The sequence below is a fragment of the Photobacterium gaetbulicola genome (assembly GCF_003025515.1).
GTDB lineage: Bacteria > Pseudomonadota > Gammaproteobacteria > Enterobacterales > Vibrionaceae > Photobacterium > Photobacterium gaetbulicola.
Map to the genome: position 1 here is coordinate 242,838 of NZ_PYME01000002.1, position 18,322 is coordinate 261,159.

The following is an 18,322-nucleotide window of genomic DNA, read 5'->3' on the forward strand; positions in this document are numbered from 1 at the left end:
GTGTCTTATAGTGTGATTATTACGAAGTCCACGCAGTCAACTTGGACCGCAAACGTTGCATCGCCTGACTGTGAATCTGGCAAACTCGGGATTCACTCACCCCGATAACCGCCCCTATCTCCTTGAGGTTTAGTTCCTCGTCGTAGTACAGGGACAAAACTAGTGCTTCTCTTTCAGGCAGGGTTTTTATCGCTTCGGCCAAGGATTGGCGAAAATTATCATCTACAACCCCCTGAAAGGGAAGATTTTCTTCAACCGACTCTTCATTTGCAACCGCGTCTTCCGATACACCAAGATCATCCATACCCACTAAGCGACCACAATTAACATCATTTAAGGCCTGGTGGTACTGTTCGAGCGTCATTTCGAGATATGCCGCAATTTCCTGATCGTTCGGATCCCGGCCGAGCGTGCCTTCGAGGGCAGAAATGGCCTCGGAAATCCGTCGGTTGTTTTTGTATACAGAGCGAGGCACCCAGTCCCCGCGTCGAATATCGTCCAGCATTGCCCCGCGGATGCGGATCCCGGCGAAAGTTTCGAAACTCGCCCCTTTGGTCGGGTCATAATTCTGCTGCGCTTCAAGCAAGCCAATCATCCCGGCCTGAATGAGATCCTCGAGCATGACGCTCGGCGGCAAGCGCCCCATCAGGTGATGAGCGATGCGCTTGACCAAAGACGAGTAGCGTTCGATAAATGCCTGCGGGCTCTGCTGGTAGCGTCCGTAGGTTAAGGCCTTATTCACTGACCGGCACCTCCCGCGGACGACGGCTGTTGACCAACAACCTTTCGACAAAGAATTCCAAATGGCCACCCGGGCTCTGCGGTACCGGCCACATGGCGGCCTTATTGGCCAGCGCCCCCAGCGCCAGCGCGGCCGGGCTGCGAGGGAAAGCCTCCACCACCAACTTCTGGCGTTTAACCGACTGGCGAACGCGGTCGTCAAGCGGGATACAGGCCACCAGCTCAAGGTTGGCTTCCAGGAAACGCTCGGTAACCCGGGTCAGCTTGATAAACAGTTCGCGCCCCTCGCGGTAGCTGCGCACCATGTTGGCAACAATCTTGAAACGCTGGACATCGTACTCCCGGCTGAGGATCTTGATTAGCGCATAGGCATCGGTGATCGACGTCGGCTCATCACACACCACGACCACCACATCTTGGGCGGCGCGGGAGAAGCTCAATACCATGTCGGAGATCCCTGCGGCAGTATCGACCAGCAAGACGTCGATATCTTCCTCGAGGGTGCTGAACGCCCTGATCAGCCCCATGTGCTGAGCCGTGGTCAGTTCGGCCATATTTTGCGTACCGGAGGCCGCTGGCACAATCTTCACCCCGTAAGGGCCTTCGACAATGATGTCCTTGAGCTCGCACATTCCCGCCAGCACATGCGACAGGTTGCGCCTAGCCCGCAGTCCCAGCATGACATCGACATTCGCCAGTCCGAGATCGGCATCCAGTACCATCACCCGTTTACCCTGGCGGGCCATTGAGATCGCCATATTGAGGGTCACGTTGGTTTTCCCCACACCACCCTTACCGCCTGTCACAGTAATCACTTTGGTTGAGGTTAGCTGGGTCATACGGCGTAATCCGCTAGCTTGATCGTACATGGCGTTCTCAGTCATAAAAGTCTGCCCCCTGGCTTTCAGAGCTTTCGCTACTCCAGAAGTGGGTCTGCTGGCTTAACTCTTGTTCAAGTAATTCATTTGCCCGGGCAACCAGATAGTTCCCCGTGGCGACCTTAATGTCTTCCGGTACCCGCTGCCCATCGGCAAGGTAGGCAATCGGCAGTGCGTGCTGGATCGACACACTGATCACCTCGCCCAAGCTCAGTGACTCATCAAGCTTGGTCAGTACACAGCCCGAAAGCGGAATACGACGGAAGTGCTCGATGGTTTCGTGCAGTACCCGGCGCTGCGCTGTCGATGGCAGCACCAAGAAACTGCGAATTTGCGAGCCGCTGTTTTGCATCAGGGTATCGAGTTGCTCAGACAGCCTGATATCACGCTGTCCCATTCCGGCGGTATCGAGCAGGACCAATCGGCGATGGCGCAACTGGTGTAATATATCGGCCAATTCCTCGGCATCTTTAGCCACTCGAACCGGACAACCCATAATTCGGCCATAAGTGGCCAACTGCTCGTGGGCACCGATACGGAAAGTGTCGGTCGTGACCATGGCTATTTGGTCGGGGCCGAACTCCATCGCGGCCCGTGCCGCCAGCTTGGCGATCGTCGTTGTCTTGCCAACACCGGTCGGTCCCAGCAGGGCGACTACCCCGCCGGTTTCCAGGATACTGTCTTTGGCGGTGATAATTTGATCGGACAGCAGATCGAGCAATGCCGGCCACGCTTCGTTAGCCGGTACGTCTTCTGGGATATAGCACGCCAGCTGATCGGCCAGCTCCTGCGACAGGCCCATTTTCTCCAGCCGTTTGATCATCATTGCCCGCATCGGCTCGCGGCGCTCCATCTCCTGCCACATCAATCCCGAGACCTGATGTTCGAGCAAGCGGCGGATCGAGGCCATCTCATTGCGCATCGCATCGATTTCATCGGCACCATGGTTTCGCGCCTTGGGGTCATAGCGACTTGGATCCAAACGGTTTTTCTGCTGCGACGACGCACCAAAGCGTGACTCGGCACGGTATGACTCCGTACGGTTATCGGCTGGGCGGGCACCATACAGCGGCTCGGCCTGCGGCACCGCCGGACGGCGGTAATCGCCAATATCGAGCTGATGCCTCGCTGGCTGCCGGCCGTTTGGCTGGCGAGCGGCTTCCTGTGCCCTGCCACCACCAGCATAGCCTCGCTCGCCGTATGAGTGGTTGCTTGGCTGCGGCTCCTCGCGTCGGCCATGGCGCGGGTCATCACCGTAGTGTTTCGACTGGCGTTGCAGCAGTGCCGACAACGAGTCAGCCTCGCTACCTTGGCCACTCTGTTGATCGGCATCGCCAGACTGGCCAGTAAAATTGTGCAGCACTTTGGCAAAACGGCTCGAGGACGACTGAAGTTGGACTTTGTCGTCTGCCAACTGTCGCTTGGCAGAATCAAACCGATCGGCAAGCTCTTCGCGTGCCTTGCTGGCAGCCGGTGATGGCTGGGCGCGAAGCTCCTCACTATCGAGGGCCGCCACAATTTCCACCCCGCCGGTGACCTTTTTATTCGACATGATCACCGCATCGGCACCCAGCTCTTCCTTGACTTGGGTAAGTGCAGCACGCATATCCTTGGCAAAAAAACGTTTAATTTTCAATGTGACCTTCCCGTTATTTCAGGCCGTGAGGTGATAACTGCCCTGGGGCCATCTCCATCAGCATCGTCGCCATAAACTTCATTATGAATTCCCAACCGCATTGACAATCCGGATCTGCTTCTCGTCAGGCACTTCCTGATAAGACAGCACACGCAATGAAGGAATTGTATTCTTGACAAATTTCGCCAGCGTCAACCTCAATACGCCTGAGGTCAACAAGACTGCAGGTTCACCTTTCAGCTCTTGCTGCTGGGTGGCATCAACCAGGGAACGCTGCAAGCGTTCAGCCAAACCAGGTTCAATACCGGTCGACTCGCCGCCGGAGGACTGCATGGTTTGATGCAAGATCTGCTCCAACTCTGGCACCAAGGTAATAACCGGCAATTCAGGCTCTATACCATTGATTTCCTGGCAAATTAGTCGTTTCAAGCTAACCCGGACGGCCGCCGTCAAAATGTCAGGATCTTGACTCTTGGTGGAATATTCAGCCAACGTCTGAACAATCGTCCGAATATCACGGATCGGAATGGCTTCATTGAGCAGGTTCTGCAGTACCTTAACAATCACCCCCAGGCTGAGCTGATCCGGCACCAAGCCCTCCACCAAGCGCGGGGCAGACTTGCCCAGCAGATCGAGGAGGTTCTGCACTTCTTCGTAACCAATCAACTGCGCCGCACGGTTGGTCAGGATTTGGCTCAGGTGGGTGGCCAGCACGGTAGCGGAATCAACCACGGTATAGCCCAGCGCCTGGGCATGCTCGCGTTGGGACTCGTTTACCCATACCGCCTCGAGACCGAAAGCCGGATCCACCGTGCGCTCGCCGTCGACATTGCCAAACACCTGGCCGGGGTTAATCGCCAGCTCGCGGTTAGGATGAATATTGGCCTCGCCGCAGGCTACGCCCATCAGGCTGATGCGGTAAGTATTCGGCGGTAGTTCGAGGTTATCGCGAATATGGACGGCGGGGATCAAGAACCCGAAGTCCTGCGACAGCTTCTTCCTCACTCCCTTAACCCGCTCAAGCAGCTCGCCACCCTGATCTTTGTCCACCATCGGGATGAGGCGGTAGCCGACTTCCAGCCCGATCACATCAATCGGTTTAACATCGTCCCACGACAATTCTTTTGGCAATTGCGGCGCCACCACATCGGTAGAGGCTTCCTGCTCTTTGATTTGTGCCGCTGCGCGCTGGGACTTGATCCGCCAATAGGCCACCCCGCCAATCAGCAACGCCAGCAGCAAAAATGGAATATGCGGCATGCCCGGCACAATCCCCATGACAAACAGGATCCCGCCGGTGATGATCAACGCCTGCGGGTTGTTGAACATCTGGAAAATCATCTGCTGGCCCATGTCTTCGTCAGTATTTTGACGTGTCACCATCATGGCGGCACCGATGGACAGCAACAGTGATGGGATTTGGGCAACCAGGCCATCACCGATAGTCAGCAAGCTGTAGATCTCAATGGCCTCGCCAAAACCCAGCCCATGCTGGCCCATGCCAATGACCAGCCCACCGATAATGTTGATACAGAGGATCAGGATACCGGCAATGGCATCCCCCTTCACGAACTTGGAGGCACCGTCCATCGAACCGTAAAAGTCCGCTTCTTTGGTCACTTCAAAACGGCGGGTACGGGCCTGCTCCTGGTCAATCAAACCGGCATTCAAGTCCGCATCGATGGCCATCTGCTTACCCGGCAGGGCATCAAGGGTGAAGCGGGCGCTTACCTCGGAGATCCGTCCGGCACCTTTGGTCACCACCATGAAGTTGATAATCATCAAGATCAGGAAAACCACCAGGCCGACAGCATAGTTGCCGCCGATAACCACCGAGCCAAAGGCATCAATCACCTGGCCGGCCGCATCCGGCCCTTCATGACCATACAGCAGGACAACCCGGGTAGAGGCAACATTCAGTGCCAGGCGCAACAAGGTAGCGATCAGCAGAACAGTCGGGAATGCAGCAAAATCCAGCGGCCGGCGGGTATAGACGGTAACCAGCAGCACCACCAGTGCCAGCGCAATATTAAAGGAGAATGCCATGTCCAGCAGCAACGGCGGCATCGGCAATATGACCATTGCCAAGGTTGCCAATACCAGGACAGGCGCTCCTATCGCGGGCATGCTCTGCAGGCGTGCAGGATTTAACTTATCGGCAAAGGGTAAAGATAGCTTCATGCAATATCTGTAATGGTTCCGTTCCCGCCAAACCAAAATGCCTTCAATAAACCGGTCACCAGTACCGGCAATACTGTATCGAGAGGGATCTGCGAGGAAAAATTATTAGAATCTAAGTAATACCAAACTGAATAAAATTCTGGCCCAGCCACGAAGAAGATCACTGAGTTTGGAATTGGTTATTGTACCGTTTTCGCCGCCAAACAAAAAGCGACCAACTGCAACTTAAAAGCAATTATCACGCCACTATTTTTGCCATATTTTTGACGCTTTTGGTGGGGTTTTACAAGGGGGGGAAGATATACCTAGCCTCTAACCTGACAGATTAATAATGGAACTCATTGGGAAGATTCGAGGCTTCCTTGGATAACGTCGGCTTGCGGCCGCGGCCTTTCTGGTATTGCTTGAGCTGGTAGATGTACGCCAGTACCTGCGCCACCGCGGCAAACAGACCATCAGGGATCTGCTGCTCCAGCTCGGTGGTATGATAAAGCGCCCTGGCAAGGGGCGGAGCCGGGACAATTTCAATGTCGTGCTCGTTGGCAATTTCCCGGATTTTCAATGCCAAGAAGTCGGTTCCCTTGGCCACGACCACCGGCGCCGAGTCTATTTTGGAGTCATAGCGCAGCGCCACTGAAAAGTGCTCGGGGTTGGTGATCACCACATCGGCCTGCGGGACATCCGCCATCATCCGCCGCTGTGCCATTTCGCGCTGGAGCATCCGGATCCGCCCCTTCACTTCCGGCTTACCTTCCGAGTCCTTGAACTCATCCTTCACTTCCTGCTTGGTCATCTTGAGCTGCTCGTTGTGCTGCCAGATCTGGAAAGGAATATCGATAGCCACCACCACCAGCAATGAGCAGCTGATCAGCAGAATGAAGTTGAGCAAAATATCGAGTGCATGGGTGATATTCTGCGGGTACATTTCGCGGCTGAGCTGGTAGAAGTCAGTCAGGCTGGCCTTGAGCAGGAAAAAGGCAACCCCGACCACCAGCAAAACCTTGAGGATGGACTTGATCAGCTCGACCAGGCTCTGCTTACCGACCATTCGCTTGAAGCCATTGATCGGGTTGAGCTTGGACAACTTCGGGGCCGCCGCCTGCGACGAGAAGCGGATCCCGCCCAAGCCCGTCGCGCCAACAAATGCGGCCACATAGACAAACAGCAAGAAAGTAAACAGCGGGAACAGCACATTGCCGACCGCCACCACAATCAGGTTGAACAGCTGGGATAGGTCAAAAATTTCATCACGGGTCAGGCTAAACAGCCGGGTCATGACCTCGCCAAGGCCACGGCCTATCGCCTCGCCGAACCACATCAGCCCCACCGCACCGGCCACCAGCACGGCGATCGATGCCAGCTCCCTCGAACGGGGAACCTGTCCTTTTTCGCGGGCCTGCTCCCGCCTTCGGGGCGTGGCCTCTTCGGTTCTTTCTTGTCCGTCAGACTCAGCCATCAGCAATCCAACCGAATTAAACTACACACTTGCTCGACACCGACCTGCCAAATGGCCTCGTAGTGTGGCAAGATCCCACCAATCAAAAACCAGCTGATCACAAAGCCCAGTACCAGCGCAAAGGAAAAGCCCAGGGCAAAGATATTAAGCTGCGGGGCGGCACGGGTCATGACACCAAACGACATATTGACCACCAGCAGGGCCACCACCCCGGCAATCGCCATGGTCAGGGCAAACTTGAACATATGGCCAAACCACTGCGCCAGCTGATAATAGTCGCCAGCTTCGAGCATCGACTCGCCTACCGGCAAGGTATGAAAACTCATGGCCACCAGTTTTAGCATCATCAAATGGCCATCAGTGGCCAGGAAAATCATCACCACCAAGAACATATAGAACTGGCCCAGCACCGGGGTATTTTGCCCGTTGGAGGGATCGACCATGGAGGCAAAACCCAAGCTCGACTGCATCCCCAAGATCTGCCCCAGCAGGATAAAGGTCTGGGTCACAAAGGTGGTCACGGTGCCCATCGCCACCCCAATCACCACCTGCTGGCCGGTTGTGATGAAGCCCTGTAGCGACAGCAGCGGAATGTCGACCGGGGCGACGGGCAACACCGGCAACAACGCGAAGGTAAACAGCAGCGAAACATACAGCCGGATTTTCGGCGCCACATAACGGGCACCGAAAAAGGTCATGACCATCAGCATGGCCGAAATCCGTGTCAGCGGCCAGAAAACGGTCGCCAGCCAGTCCAAGATCAGCGGGGCAGAATAATTGAGCATCAGTGCAACAGCCGCGGGATGTAGTCAATCATCTGGTGGAAGTAGTCCATCAGCATCTGGGTCATCATGTGGCCGAAAAACATCAGCGCCAGCAAGGTGACAATCAGCCTAGGCAAGAAACTCAGCGTCTGCTCGTTAATCGAGGTCGCCGCCTGGAAAATGGCCACCACCAGGCCGATCAGCAGGCCCGGCACCACTATGGCACAGACCATCAGCAGTACCATGTAGAGTGCATCTTGGAAAATTTCGACAAAAAACTCCGGCGTCACGTACCAAAACTCCCCGCCAAGGTTGATAGGATCAAGTTCCAGCCATCCACCAGCACGAACAACATCAGCTTGAACGGCAACGAGACAATCATCGGCGAGAGCATCATCATACCCATCGCCATCAGCACCGATGCCACCACCAAGTCAATGATCAGGAACGGCAAAAACAACATGAAGCCGATTTGGAACGCGGTTTTCAGCTCGGAGGTGACGAAAGCCGGGATCAAGACAGTCATGGGGACGTCCTGCGGATCGGTTGCGTTAGAGCCTGACATTTCGACGAAAGTTTCGAGATCTTTGACCCGGGTCTGCTTGAGCATGAACTGGCGCAGCGGATCTTGTGCCGCCTCCAGGGCCTGGGCGGCGCTCATCTGCTGGTTGATATAGGGCTGAACCGCCTCGGTATTGATTCTATCCAGCACCGGCGACATCACGAAAAAAGTCAGGAACATGGCAATGCCGATGATCACCTGGTTAGACGGGGTCTGCTGCAAACCCATCGCCTGGCGTAATATCGACATTACCACCACAATCCGGGTAAAGGAGGTCATCAGGATCACGATAGCCGGCAAGAACCCCAAGGCCGTCATCAGGGCAAGGATCTGCAGGGTAACCGAATAGTCCTCGCTGCCGTCAGGGTTCACCGTAACCGAGAAGGCCGGAATACCGCTGCCGCCCCCTTGGGTCAGCGACATTTGCGTCGATCCGGACTCGCCTTGCATCTCGCTCAGGGTCACGCCCGGCTGAGCAGCCTCAACGGCTGCACCGACCGCCGCTTCAGCCGCAGCCGGAAAAACCAGCAAAAGCGAAAAAGCCGCCAATAAGGCGGCAATGAAATTAGTTCTTGTCATTTTTTCTCAACAGCTTTCCCAGCTGACTGGCAAACTCGGCGCCGTCCTGGCCTGGCTCGGCGACAATGGGCGAGTCGAGCTTGCCAAGCAATGAAATATTATGCTGCGTCACCCCGACCAGCATCTGCTCTTGGCCAACCTGCAGCAGCACGATACGCTCGCGCTGGCCGACCGGCAGTTGGCGCAGAATACGGATGGCACTATCGCCTCCCTGCAGGCCCGGCAACTTCATTCTCTTCATCAACCATGCCAGCAAGACAATCACGGCCACAACCAGCATCAATGACGCAAGGGTGGTGGCTAAATTCAGTTCTGGAGCCATGATTAACGTAACTTCTTAATGCGCTCCGTCTGGCTGATCACATCAGTCAGGCGGATACCAAACTTATCATTGACCACCACCACTTCACCGTGGGCGATCAATGTACCGTTCACCATCACATCCAGTGACTCACCGGCAACCCGGTCGAGCTCGACCACCGAGCCTTGGTTAAGCTGAAGCAGGTTCCGGATACTGATCTGGGTTCGGCCGACCTCCATTGAGATGGTTACCGGGATATCGAGGATGGTATCGAGCTTGCGGCGCTCATCATCGCCAATCGGCGCAGATTCATCGGTCAGCTCTTCCAGCGGTGCCGGTTGAACCCCTTCGTCACTGGCCTGCTCAGCAAGTGCTGCTGCCCAATCGTCGGCGATTTGTTGATCATTATTAGACATGTTTTGTACCTATTCGGATCTCGTCCTTAATTGTCTGTATCGTCACTGTGGAGGTTCAACAGTGCCGAGCCTAATTCGTCGCGATCGAGGAAAGCCAGATCGCTTTTCACCATATCCGGACGCTTTAATTTATCGGTGATCTTGAGTGCGACATTGTCCCCGGCCTTACCCATCTTGGCGCGATATGTCGGCAGATCTTCGACAAAAACCGTTGCCGCCTCCGGCATATCAATCGGGATCACATCCCCCGGCTGGAGCTCCATCAAGTCACGCAGTGTCAGGTCAACATCCAGCAGCTTGGCCCGAAGGTTCACCGGCACATCCATAATTTCGTCACGCAGCGCCTTGCTCCAGCGCACATCGGTATCCATCTTGTCACTCTGAACACCGGCATCGAGCAATTCACGGATTGGCTCGACCATGGAGTACGGCATGACCACGTGGAAATCACCGCCCCCACCGTCAACCTCGATATGGAACGAGCTGACCACTATCACCTCGGTCGGACTGACGATGTTGGCCATGGTCGGGTTCACTTCCGAGTCGAGGTATTCGAACTCGACGCCCATCACCGGCGACCAAGCCTCGCGGTAATCTTCAAACACCAGCTTGAGCAGCATCTGCACAATGCGGCGCTCAGTCGGGGTGAATTCCCGCCCTTCAATCTTGGCGTGGAAACGGCCGTCACCACCGAAGAAGTTCTCCACCAAAATAAAGACCAGGCGTGCCTCCATGGTGATCAATGCCGTCCCCTTGAGCGGACGAAAACGCACCATGTTCAGGCTGGTCGGGACATACAGGGTATTCTGATACTCGCCAAACTTGAGCATCTGTACCCCATTGATGGAGACCTCAGCGGTTTTTCGCAACATATTAAACAAGCTGATCCGCATATGGCGGGCAAAGCGCTCGTTAATCAGCTCCAGTGTGGGCATCCGCCCACGGACTATCCTGTCTTGTGATGAAAAATCAAAGGTAATCACGCCAGTTTCATTCTGGCCACCGTCATCATCATCATCGACATCGTCGACGCCGTGTAATAGCGCGTCAATTTCGTCCTGGGTTAATAAGTCACTCACATAAAACCTATTGCATTACAAAACCAGTAAATAGAACCCGCTCAACCGCCTGGCGACCGGATACCTTAACCAGAGCATCTTGGACTGCCGCCAGCGACTGGCTACGTAGATCCAGCCTCCCTGTCGGCGTTCTCAGTTGCTCGACCGTTGCAGCACCGAAGGTCTGCAACAGCGTACTTTCTATCAGCGGAATATGCTGGCGGGCAATCGCCTCGTTGCGATCCCCCCTGACCATCAGCTGTACCTTAACCTGCACCAGCCTATCGCGGGCATCGCCGGTCACGTTGAAGATAAAAGGCTGGGGAAGAATGACATAGTATGCGGATTCCACCGCGGCCGGTGCCGCAGAGGACGCCGAGCCAGACTGAGCCGTTTCCGGTTCAGGCGACGAACTGCCAAAGAAAAACCATGCTCCGGCTCCAGCTCCACCAAGCAGAACAACAGCCAGTACGGCAATGATTATCAACTTCTTCTTACCGCCGGCTTGTGCTTCACCTGCCATGTTTGAATCATCCTTTGTTATTGATTTTATCCAGTGCCAGTTTACCCGTTAGGCATAATAATCAACACCTTCTTTTGGTGCCGCCATCCACAAATCTGCGGCATGGGCGGGCATACCGTTACCCGCTGCCATCTCATGGCCTGCCGCCGGGCCATTCCCCTGCTGACCATGCTGGGACTGCTGCCCCGGCTGGCCGTTGTGTTGCGGCGAGCCTCCGGCAAACTGACGGCTGCTGTCTTGCTGGACCGTGCTCTGAGCCAACTGCAATCCCTGCTGCTGCAGCAGTTCACGCAATCGCGGCATGGCTTGTTCAACCAGATCACGAGACTGCTGGTTGGCCACCGTGATCTGTACCGATGCCTGATCGTTATTCATCGACAGTTTGATCTGCAGTTTGCCAAGCTCGGGCGGATCAAGGCGGATATCGACATGCTTAAGGTTCTTCGACATCATCATCTGAACCCGGTCAGCCAGCTGCTCCCCGGCCTGCTCTTTGCTAAGCAGCATCGGGGGCTGGGCACTCGGCTTTTCCCCCTCGGCGGTCAGCAAGGTTGCTGTCGCTGCCCGGTGGGCATGTGGCCCATGAAGCTCTGCCAGGTTAGCCCCGACACCATCGTCGCCCTTGGTGCCCAACGCCTCGTCGAGCGAAGCGCCAGCCATGGCACCGGTGCTTGCTTTGAGCCCCGGCGTATTTTTCGCCGACATCACCGAGGAGGCCCCCAACAAAGCGGCAGATTGACTGTTTGCCGTTGACTGAAGAGCCCCCGTTGCCGTTGGGCCTGACGGCAGCGACGAGGCTCCCTGGTTGTTCTTGAGATCGGCCAACTCGCTGGCGGACAAGGTCATGCCCGCTAACGCCTTACCGGCCGGTTCGCTTTTGGCCGGCTTTGCTTCACCATTGGCCAGTAAGTCCTTACCCTGTAAGTCCTTGGGCAATATCTCCTTTGCCACCAGAGCTTCTTTGCCTCCGGTCTGCACCTCTTTGCCCAGCGTATCAGACGGCTTGGCGTTGCCATCAACCTCAACATCGCTCGCGGTAGTCATAACGCCGGGCGGCAACACTTTGCCCTCCTCCGCGGATACGACCAGCTTGCTGTCAGCTGACTGAGCTTGTCCAACACCAGAGGCTCCAGCCAGTTGGCTGTGTGATGCCGACAAGCGCTGAAGCAGCTCTTCGCCTTCGCTCATTGATGCCTTGGTACTATCAGGGACGCCCCCCAGCGGTTGGGCTACTGACGCCGAACTGACTGCAATCATGGTGGTATCGTCTTCTGGCGCCGTAGCGGATACGTCCGGCTGTGCGTTGTTGCCTGCGGCTCCTGAGCCCGCCAGTTCTTCAACCACCTCACCCTGAACGAGTGCTGTGTTTTCAATATCCTGAGGGTCTACTTGACGGTCCTGCTCAGCGGAGGATAAAGCGTCAAGCGCCCCTTTTTTTCCACTATTTTCTTTACCTTCAACCTGAGAGGCCGTGTTGCGCGAGGACAGCACTCCCCCCGCGTCGTTGCCTATCGCCCCTTGCAGGGTTTCAGTAAAACCCACAGCCGTACTCGACTGTTCAGCCTGCACTTTCGGCTGACTCTCCGGTGCCAACGGATGCTTTGCCGTTGCCGCAGAGGGATCTGCTGCGAGTATTTGAGATAAAAACATAATGATGTTCGCGTGTTGACTGTGGCCTATAGCGAATAAGATGCAAAAACTAAGCCAATAGGCTTTCGCGTCAACGACAGAGCCGTAATTATCGGGTCATCAACCGACGGGCGTATTGCATGGTGGCAAACTCATCCATCATTTTCTGCTCTTGCTTGTCCAGCAAGCGCTGCCGCTCTTCCTGCTTCTTCTCAATCAACCATTCTATCGAGCGCCGCTGCTTGCGCATCTCCTGCCAATGCAGGCTGCACTGCTCAACCTGCTGGTCAAAGTGGACTCCTGCGCTTTTTTGCTTGACCAAGGTTTCATCCAGCTGATTTAAAAATTTCTGCAGATGGCTATAGGCACTGGCCGTGAGCCCCTGCTGGCCACGATCGGATAACTGGCGGCAGTAATCCAAGCGGTACTGTTCAATCTGCTGCAACTGCAGGAGGTAGTTTTCACGCTCGATACGGGCTTGGTTCAGCGCCAGCGATGCCTTGTGCTCTGCATCGGCGGCCTGGGTCAAAATCAGTTCGAGTGCACTATCAGCTGCCATCACCGCCTCCCGATATATGGTTCAACACGCTATCGACTCCACTATTGGCCGCTAAGGACGGCGCGCAACATGTTCACACACATCTCGTAAGGCACCGCTTCTTTCATTGACTGCTGCAGGTAGCCGTCCAACCTAGGCTTAAGGGCAAATGACTGATCAATGGCCTGATCAGTCCCTGGCTTGTAGGCACCGATGGACACCAAGTCCTGGTTCTTGCGGCAAATCGACAACACTTGCCGCACCGCCTTGGACATCATCATATGCTCCTCGCTGACAATCGCCGGCATCACACGACTCACCGAACGCTCAACATCAATAGCCGGGTAGTGACCGGCATCGGCAAGCTCGCGCGAAAGCACAATGTGGCCGTCCAAAATCGCCCGCGATGCATCGGCAATCGGATCTTGTAAATCGTCGCCTTCAGTCAGCACGGTAAAAAAGGCGGTAATCGAGCCCTGATGCTCACCGCCGTTACCAGCCCGCTCCACCAAGGCGGGTAACTTAGCAAACACCGAAGGCGGGTAGCCCTTGGTTGCCGGCGGCTCCCCAACAGAAAGGGCGATTTCCCGCTGCGCCTGGGCAAAACGGGTTAGCGAGTCCATCAGCAGCAGGACATCCAGCCCCTGGTCACGGAAATACTCCGCGATGGTCAAGGCAGTTTGGCACCCCTTCAGACGCATCAGCGGGGAGGCATCTGCCGGCGCGGCCACAACCACCGCCCGTTGCCGGCCTTCGCTGCCGAGGATCTCGTCGATAAATTCTTTTACTTCACGGCCACGCTCACCAATCAGCCCAACCACCACGACCTGGGCCGTGGTTCCCCGGGTCATCATTCCCAGCGTCACCGACTTACCCACGCCCGAGCCAGCAAACAGACCGATACGCTGGCCCTTGCCGACGGTCAGCAGGCCATTCACCGCTTTCAATCCCACATCCAGCGGCTCCTTGATCGGCTTTCTGGCCAGCGGGTTAATCGGCTCGGCATTGAACGCCGCTCGCTCGCCGGTAAAGATATCGCCCTGGCCATCGAGGGGATTACCCACCCCGTCAATCACCCGGCCGAGCAGCTCCATGCCCACCGGGATCCCGCCCGCTTCGGTGATCGGTGTCACTCGCGCCCCGGGCATCACACCAGTTAGCTGCTCGCTGGGCATCAAAAACAGGGTCTCGCCGGAAAAACCGACAACCTCGGCTTCCATCTCGCCGGTCAGGGTCTCCACCTTGCACAAGCTGCCAACAGGTGCACGGCACCCGACGGCTTCCAAGGTCAGGCCAACTACCCGCACCAAGCGGCCGGATGCGACCGGCCGACAGGCGGTATTGGCGGTTTGGTAACGGGATAGGCGCTCAGCCAGACTGGCCATCACCCTTCCCCGAGCTCGTTACTGGGTGAGGGCTGGGGCTGGCTATTGAGGCCGACAAATTGCTCCAGCATATGCCGCAAGCGGTTTTCCATCTGGTAGTCGACGGTCGAATTACCGGATTCGACGAACAGATCACCGCGATTCAACGCCGGCTCGGCTTGCAGTGTCCAGTGGCGCTCAGCCAAATTCTCGGTGCCATAGGCTTGCTTGATAATGTCCAGATCGTCTGGGTGTAGCTGAATGGTCGTCTGCTGGCCTGCCATCGGCAGCGCGGCAATCCCTTCACGCAAGGTTTGCAAAATCACCTGCGGGTTGGTCTTAAGTTCTACCTGAACCAGCTCGCGCGCCAAGCTCGTGACCAGCTGGACCAGCTGCTGCTCGACGGCGTCATCCACTTGCTGGAGCGGGGTTGCCAGCTTCTCCGCCAGCTGGGTCAAATAACCGACTTGCTCGTCTATTTGCGCCTTGCCCTGCTCCAGGCCCTGCGCCAAACCTTGGGCCAAACCTTGTTCAAGCCCTTGCTGCTGGCCCTGCTCCAACCCTTGCTGCTGGCCTTGCTCAAAACCTTCACTGTGCCCAGCCGCTCGCCCTTCGGCAATCCCCTCTTCGTAGGCAGAATGGCGGATATCATCGAGATCGGCGGCTGTCAACGGTGGCAGCTCAGGCTCGTCATCCAGTGGTTCGACTTGCCAGTCAGGCTCGTAATTGAGGGCGTTTTCAGCCATCCCCTCATGCTCGGGGGAGTAATCCGGATAGGCCCAGCGCTCAAGCTCCTGCGCCTGATGCTCCGACACGCGCAGGAAACCACGACGGCGCTCTAGCGGACGGTCAGTAGACATAGCAGACCTTTACTCTTTGCTGTGGTCGCGGCTTGGCGGCGATACCACGGTTACAAGAATTCATCGGCGCCGCCTCCGCTCAGCATCAGCTCGCCGGCATCGGCCAGGCGGCGGGCAATCGACAAGATCTCTTTCTGGGCAGATTCCACATCAGCCACGCGGATCGGCCCCATCGCTTCGAGATCATCCTGCAGCATCTCAGCCGCTCGCTTGGACATATTGCGCATAATTTTCTCGCGCAACATATCGTCGGCCCCCTTGAGGGCTTTTTGCAGCAGATCTTGCGGCACATCGCGCAGCAAGGTCTGGATACCGCGGTCGTCCACTTCGGCCAGGTTATCGAAGACAAACATCAGATCTTCAATCTGGGTCGCCATATCCTCGTCGTTATCACGAATTTGATCCATGAGCGCCCCCTCAACATTGTTGTCGAGGTAGTTCATGATTTCGGCGGCGGCTTTCAGGCCACCAATTTTCGCAGCCTGAGCACCAGCCTGACCAGCAAACTGTTTCTCCATGATATCGTTCAGCTCGTGCAGGGCCGCAGGCTGGACTTCCTCGAGGTTGGCAATTCGCATCATCAAGTCCAGGCGGACCCGCTCGGGGAATTGCGCCAGGATTTCGGCCGACTGCTCCGGCTCAAGGTAGGACAGCACGATGGTTTGGATCTGCGGGTGTTCATTGAGAATAATGCTGGCCACCTGGCGCGGATCCATCCACTTGAGGGAATCCAGGCCACGCGAGCCGCTGCCCATCAGGATCTGATCAACCAGGTTGTTGGCCTTGTCTTCGCCCAGCGCTGCAATCAAGGTATTGCGAACAAAGTCCTCGCTGCCCATACCAATACTGGTGTATTTCTGGATATCTTCCAGGAAATGGCGGTGAACCGCAGACACTTTTTCCTGGTTCAGATCGGCCATCTGCGCCATCACCCCGCCCACCCGCTGGACCTGTTTCGGCTCGAGGTGACGAATAATGCTGGCGGCATCCTGCTCGTTGAGGCTCAACAGCAAAATCGCAGCCTTGTCGGCCCCGGTCAGGGTGGAGATATCAAATTTCTTGCTGTCTGTCGTTGCTACTTCATTAGCCATCTTCAGTTACCCAACTCTTAACAACCTGCGCCGCCAGATCCGGTTCATTCGCAACCAGTGCACGCACGGCTTTGAGCAGATCTTCGTCTTTATGCAGGTTTGGTAGATCCAAGTTGCTGCTGCTTAGCTCCAGCGTTTCCACGCCATCAAGCTCGCTGCCGATCAGGTCAACGGCGTCCTGACCACCGACCGGTACCGGCAACCCGTTATCATCCAGCGGCGTGCCATCTGCCGCCTGGTTTGGATAAAGCAGCTTGCGCATTGCCGGACGCACCATCACCAGCATGATCACCACAATCACCAACGCCGCGGCAAGCCATCGGATCCAGGTGTTGAAATTCGGGTGGTCCCAAATCGGCAGATCAGCCACCATTTGCTCTTCCGGCACGGCAAACGGTACTGAGATCACTTCCAGCATATCGCCGCGCATTTCAGAAAAACCAACGCCACCTTTTAGCAAGCGGGCAATTTTTGCCAACTCGGCATCACTCAGCGCCACCCGGGTCACCTCGCCGGTTTCCGGGTTGACCACCTGCTTGTAGTCAATGGCAACCGAGACCGTCTGGCGGTCCACGGTACCGGTTTGAGCCCGGCGGTGCCTGATGGTGGTATCGAGTTCATAGTTTCGGGTCGCCTCACGGTGCACCGAGCTGTTCCCGCTCGTGCTGCCCGACTGCAACTCGGCCACTTCCTGGGGAATCGCACTGTCTGCCGGCGGCTGGTTACTGAGCGCCCCCGGAATGCCGGCGACCATGCGGCCATTGTTGATATCTTCTAGGGTGTACTCACTGCGGGTCGACTGCGAGGCCGGATCATATTGCTTGCGGGTCTCTTCCACCGCGCTGAAATCCATCGAGACATCCACCTGGGCGGTATAGTTGCCAAGGCCGAGAACCGGGATCAGGATCGCATCAATTTTCTCGCGCAGCGCTTGCTCCTGCTTGCGCTGGAGCTCATATTCTTTACGCCGTGCCGTGGCCTGGGGATCGGCCGTGCCCGAGCTGAGCAGGCGCCCGTGCTGATCGGTCACGGTGACCCGAGTTGGCCTTAGTCCCGGCACTGCGGTGGCAACCATATCGACGATCGAGTCGACCTCTTGCTGCCCCAACGACGCCCCACTGGACAGGGTCAAAAAGACGGTAGCAGAGGCCTCCTGATTGTGACGGACAAACACGCTTTGCTTTGGCATCGCCAGCAGCACCTGGGCCTGGCGAACCTGGCGGATCTGCTCGATAGCCCGTGCCAGCTGTCGCTCACGGCTCAGCTTCAAACGCTCTTGCTCAAGGCGCTGCGAGACACCAAACCCCATGTCCTGCAACAGGATGTCATCGCCCACGGCCGCCGTTTGGTTCAGCCCCGCCCGGGTCAGCTCAAGCTTGATGGCCGAGAAATTATCGGCTGGCACCCGAATGGTATTGCCATCAAGGGTATAGTTGATTTTTTTCTGATCGAAGTGATCAAGGATAGGGATCAGCTCTGCGGTATCATAGGTACCCAGAGGGCGCATTTCCGGCTCTTTGATCCAAGAAACGACAAGGACAATCAAAGCGACACAAATGGCCACTGACAAAACCAGGACAACCTGGCGGAGCACATCAAGGTTACCAAGCATGTTATCGACACGCGAGGCACTCTTCTCTCCGGCATCCGGGTTCTGGAGTTCCAGTTCACTATCGGCCATTACCGCAGTAGACGGTGAGTGGCCAGCGACAGCGAGCTCATTATTCGTTGATGATTCCGACACG

18 protein-coding genes are annotated in these 18,322 nt (G+C 56.4%); all 18 read right to left on the reverse strand.

Annotated elements, in window-relative coordinates; translation table 11 throughout:
* Window positions 1-19: 19 nt before the first annotated feature.
* The 18 genes from C9J03_RS02605 to fliF all read right to left on the reverse strand — a co-directional run bounded on the left by C9J03_RS02605 (window position 20) and on the right by fliF (window position 18,321).
* Window positions 20-742, reverse strand: a complete 723-nt coding sequence (locus tag C9J03_RS02605) for an RNA polymerase sigma factor FliA (protein ID WP_039467409.1) — start codon at window positions 740-742, stop codon at window positions 20-22.
* Window positions 735-1,625 (reverse strand): MinD/ParA family protein, encoded by an 891-nt coding sequence (locus tag C9J03_RS02610; protein ID WP_044623978.1) that lies wholly within the window; start codon window positions 1,623-1,625, stop codon window positions 735-737. The genes C9J03_RS02605 and C9J03_RS02610 overlap by 8 nt, the downstream gene beginning before the upstream one ends.
* Entirely contained in the window at window positions 1,618-3,255 is a 1,638-nt protein-coding gene (flhF, locus tag C9J03_RS02615; protein WP_044623979.1) for a flagellar biosynthesis GTPase FlhF, read from the reverse strand. The genes C9J03_RS02610 and flhF overlap by 8 nt, the downstream gene beginning before the upstream one ends.
* Window positions 3,256-3,336: 81 nt before the next feature.
* Entirely contained in the window at window positions 3,337-5,436 is a 2,100-nt protein-coding gene (gene flhA, locus C9J03_RS02620) for a flagellar biosynthesis protein FlhA (protein ID WP_044623980.1), read from the reverse strand.
* Between the two features lie 325 nt (window positions 5,437-5,761).
* Window positions 5,762-6,892 (reverse strand): flagellar biosynthesis protein FlhB, encoded by a 1,131-nt coding sequence (flhB, locus tag C9J03_RS02625; protein WP_044623981.1) that lies wholly within the window; start codon window positions 6,890-6,892, stop codon window positions 5,762-5,764.
* Window positions 6,892-7,677 carry a flagellar biosynthetic protein FliR gene (fliR, locus tag C9J03_RS02630; RefSeq protein ID WP_039467395.1) on the reverse strand — a complete coding sequence of 262 codons (786 nt, stop codon included), beginning with the start codon at window positions 7,675-7,677 and terminating at the stop codon, window positions 6,892-6,894. The genes flhB and fliR overlap by 1 nt, the downstream gene beginning before the upstream one ends.
* Window positions 7,677-7,946: a flagellar biosynthesis protein FliQ gene (fliQ, locus tag C9J03_RS02635; RefSeq protein WP_039467392.1), complete on the reverse strand. Its 270-nt coding sequence runs from the start codon at window positions 7,944-7,946 to the stop codon at window positions 7,677-7,679. Before fliQ ends, fliR begins: the two co-directional genes overlap by 1 nt.
* Window positions 7,943-8,797: a flagellar type III secretion system pore protein FliP gene (fliP, locus tag C9J03_RS02640; RefSeq protein WP_044623982.1), complete on the reverse strand. Its 855-nt coding sequence runs from the start codon at window positions 8,795-8,797 to the stop codon at window positions 7,943-7,945. Before fliP ends, fliQ begins: the two co-directional genes overlap by 4 nt.
* A complete protein-coding gene (gene fliO, locus C9J03_RS02645; RefSeq protein ID WP_044623983.1) occupies window positions 8,784-9,119 on the reverse strand; it encodes a flagellar biosynthetic protein FliO in 336 nt (111 codons plus the stop codon). Before fliO ends, fliP begins: the two co-directional genes overlap by 14 nt.
* A gap of 2 nt (window positions 9,120-9,121) precedes the next feature.
* Window positions 9,122-9,514 carry a flagellar motor switch protein FliN gene (gene fliN, locus C9J03_RS02650; RefSeq protein WP_039467383.1) on the reverse strand — a complete coding sequence of 131 codons (393 nt, stop codon included), beginning with the start codon at window positions 9,512-9,514 and terminating at the stop codon, window positions 9,122-9,124.
* Window positions 9,515-9,540: 26 nt separating this feature from the next.
* Window positions 9,541-10,593, reverse strand: coding sequence for a flagellar motor switch protein FliM (gene fliM, locus C9J03_RS02655; protein ID WP_044623984.1), 1,053 nt, complete (start codon window positions 10,591-10,593; stop codon window positions 9,541-9,543).
* A gap of 7 nt (window positions 10,594-10,600) precedes the next feature.
* A complete protein-coding gene (gene fliL, locus C9J03_RS02660) occupies window positions 10,601-11,116 on the reverse strand; it encodes a flagellar basal body-associated protein FliL (RefSeq protein ID WP_276329422.1) in 516 nt (171 codons plus the stop codon).
* Window positions 11,117-11,143: 27 nt separating this feature from the next.
* A complete protein-coding gene (locus C9J03_RS02665) occupies window positions 11,144-12,745 on the reverse strand; it encodes a flagellar hook-length control protein FliK (RefSeq protein WP_052829829.1) in 1,602 nt (533 codons plus the stop codon).
* Window positions 12,746-12,833: 88 nt separating this feature from the next.
* Window positions 12,834-13,283: a flagellar export protein FliJ gene (gene fliJ, locus C9J03_RS02670; protein ID WP_044623986.1), complete on the reverse strand. Its 450-nt coding sequence runs from the start codon at window positions 13,281-13,283 to the stop codon at window positions 12,834-12,836.
* A gap of 41 nt (window positions 13,284-13,324) precedes the next feature.
* A complete protein-coding gene (fliI, locus tag C9J03_RS02675) occupies window positions 13,325-14,647 on the reverse strand; it encodes a flagellar protein export ATPase FliI (RefSeq protein WP_044623987.1) in 1,323 nt (440 codons plus the stop codon).
* Window positions 14,647-15,486: a flagellar assembly protein FliH gene (gene fliH, locus C9J03_RS02680; protein WP_044623988.1), complete on the reverse strand. Its 840-nt coding sequence runs from the start codon at window positions 15,484-15,486 to the stop codon at window positions 14,647-14,649. Before fliH ends, fliI begins: the two co-directional genes overlap by 1 nt.
* 50 nt (window positions 15,487-15,536) lie before the next feature.
* A complete protein-coding gene (gene fliG / locus C9J03_RS02685; RefSeq protein ID WP_044623989.1) occupies window positions 15,537-16,577 on the reverse strand; it encodes a flagellar motor switch protein FliG in 1,041 nt (346 codons plus the stop codon).
* Window positions 16,570-18,321, reverse strand: coding sequence for a flagellar basal-body MS-ring/collar protein FliF (gene fliF / locus C9J03_RS02690; protein ID WP_044623990.1), 1,752 nt, complete (start codon window positions 18,319-18,321; stop codon window positions 16,570-16,572). Before fliF ends, fliG begins: the two co-directional genes overlap by 8 nt.
* Window position 18,322 lies beyond the last annotated feature (1 nt).

Bases quoted from the DNA above. Each gene is read 5' to 3' on its own strand.
- C9J03_RS02610 (WP_044623978.1), bottom strand. From the start codon at position 1,625: ATGACTGAGAACGCCATGTACGATCAAGCTAGCGGATTACGCCGTATG.
- flhA (WP_044623980.1), bottom strand. From the start codon at position 5,436: ATGAAGCTATCTTTACCCTTTGCCGATAAGTTAAATCCTGCACGCCTG.
- flhB (WP_044623981.1), bottom strand. From the start codon at position 6,892: ATGGCTGAGTCTGACGGACAAGAAAGAACCGAAGAGGCCACGCCCCGA.
- fliR (WP_039467395.1), bottom strand. From the start codon at position 7,677: ATGCTCAATTATTCTGCCCCGCTGATCTTGGACTGGCTGGCGACCGTT.
- fliP (WP_044623982.1), bottom strand. From the start codon at position 8,797: ATGACAAGAACTAATTTCATTGCCGCCTTATTGGCGGCTTTTTCGCTT.
- fliO (WP_044623983.1), bottom strand. From the start codon at position 9,119: ATGGCTCCAGAACTGAATTTAGCCACCACCCTTGCGTCATTGATGCTG.
- fliN (WP_039467383.1), bottom strand. From the start codon at position 9,514: ATGTCTAATAATGATCAACAAATCGCCGACGATTGGGCAGCAGCACTT.
- C9J03_RS02665 (WP_052829829.1), bottom strand. From the start codon at position 12,745: ATGTTTTTATCTCAAATACTCGCAGCAGATCCCTCTGCGGCAACGGCA.
- fliJ (WP_044623986.1), bottom strand. From the start codon at position 13,283: ATGGCAGCTGATAGTGCACTCGAACTGATTTTGACCCAGGCCGCCGAT.
- fliI (WP_044623987.1), bottom strand. From the start codon at position 14,647: ATGGCCAGTCTGGCTGAGCGCCTATCCCGTTACCAAACCGCCAATACC.
- fliH (WP_044623988.1), bottom strand. From the start codon at position 15,486: ATGTCTACTGACCGTCCGCTAGAGCGCCGTCGTGGTTTCCTGCGCGTG.
- fliG (WP_044623989.1), bottom strand. From the start codon at position 16,577: ATGGCTAATGAAGTAGCAACGACAGACAGCAAGAAATTTGATATCTCC.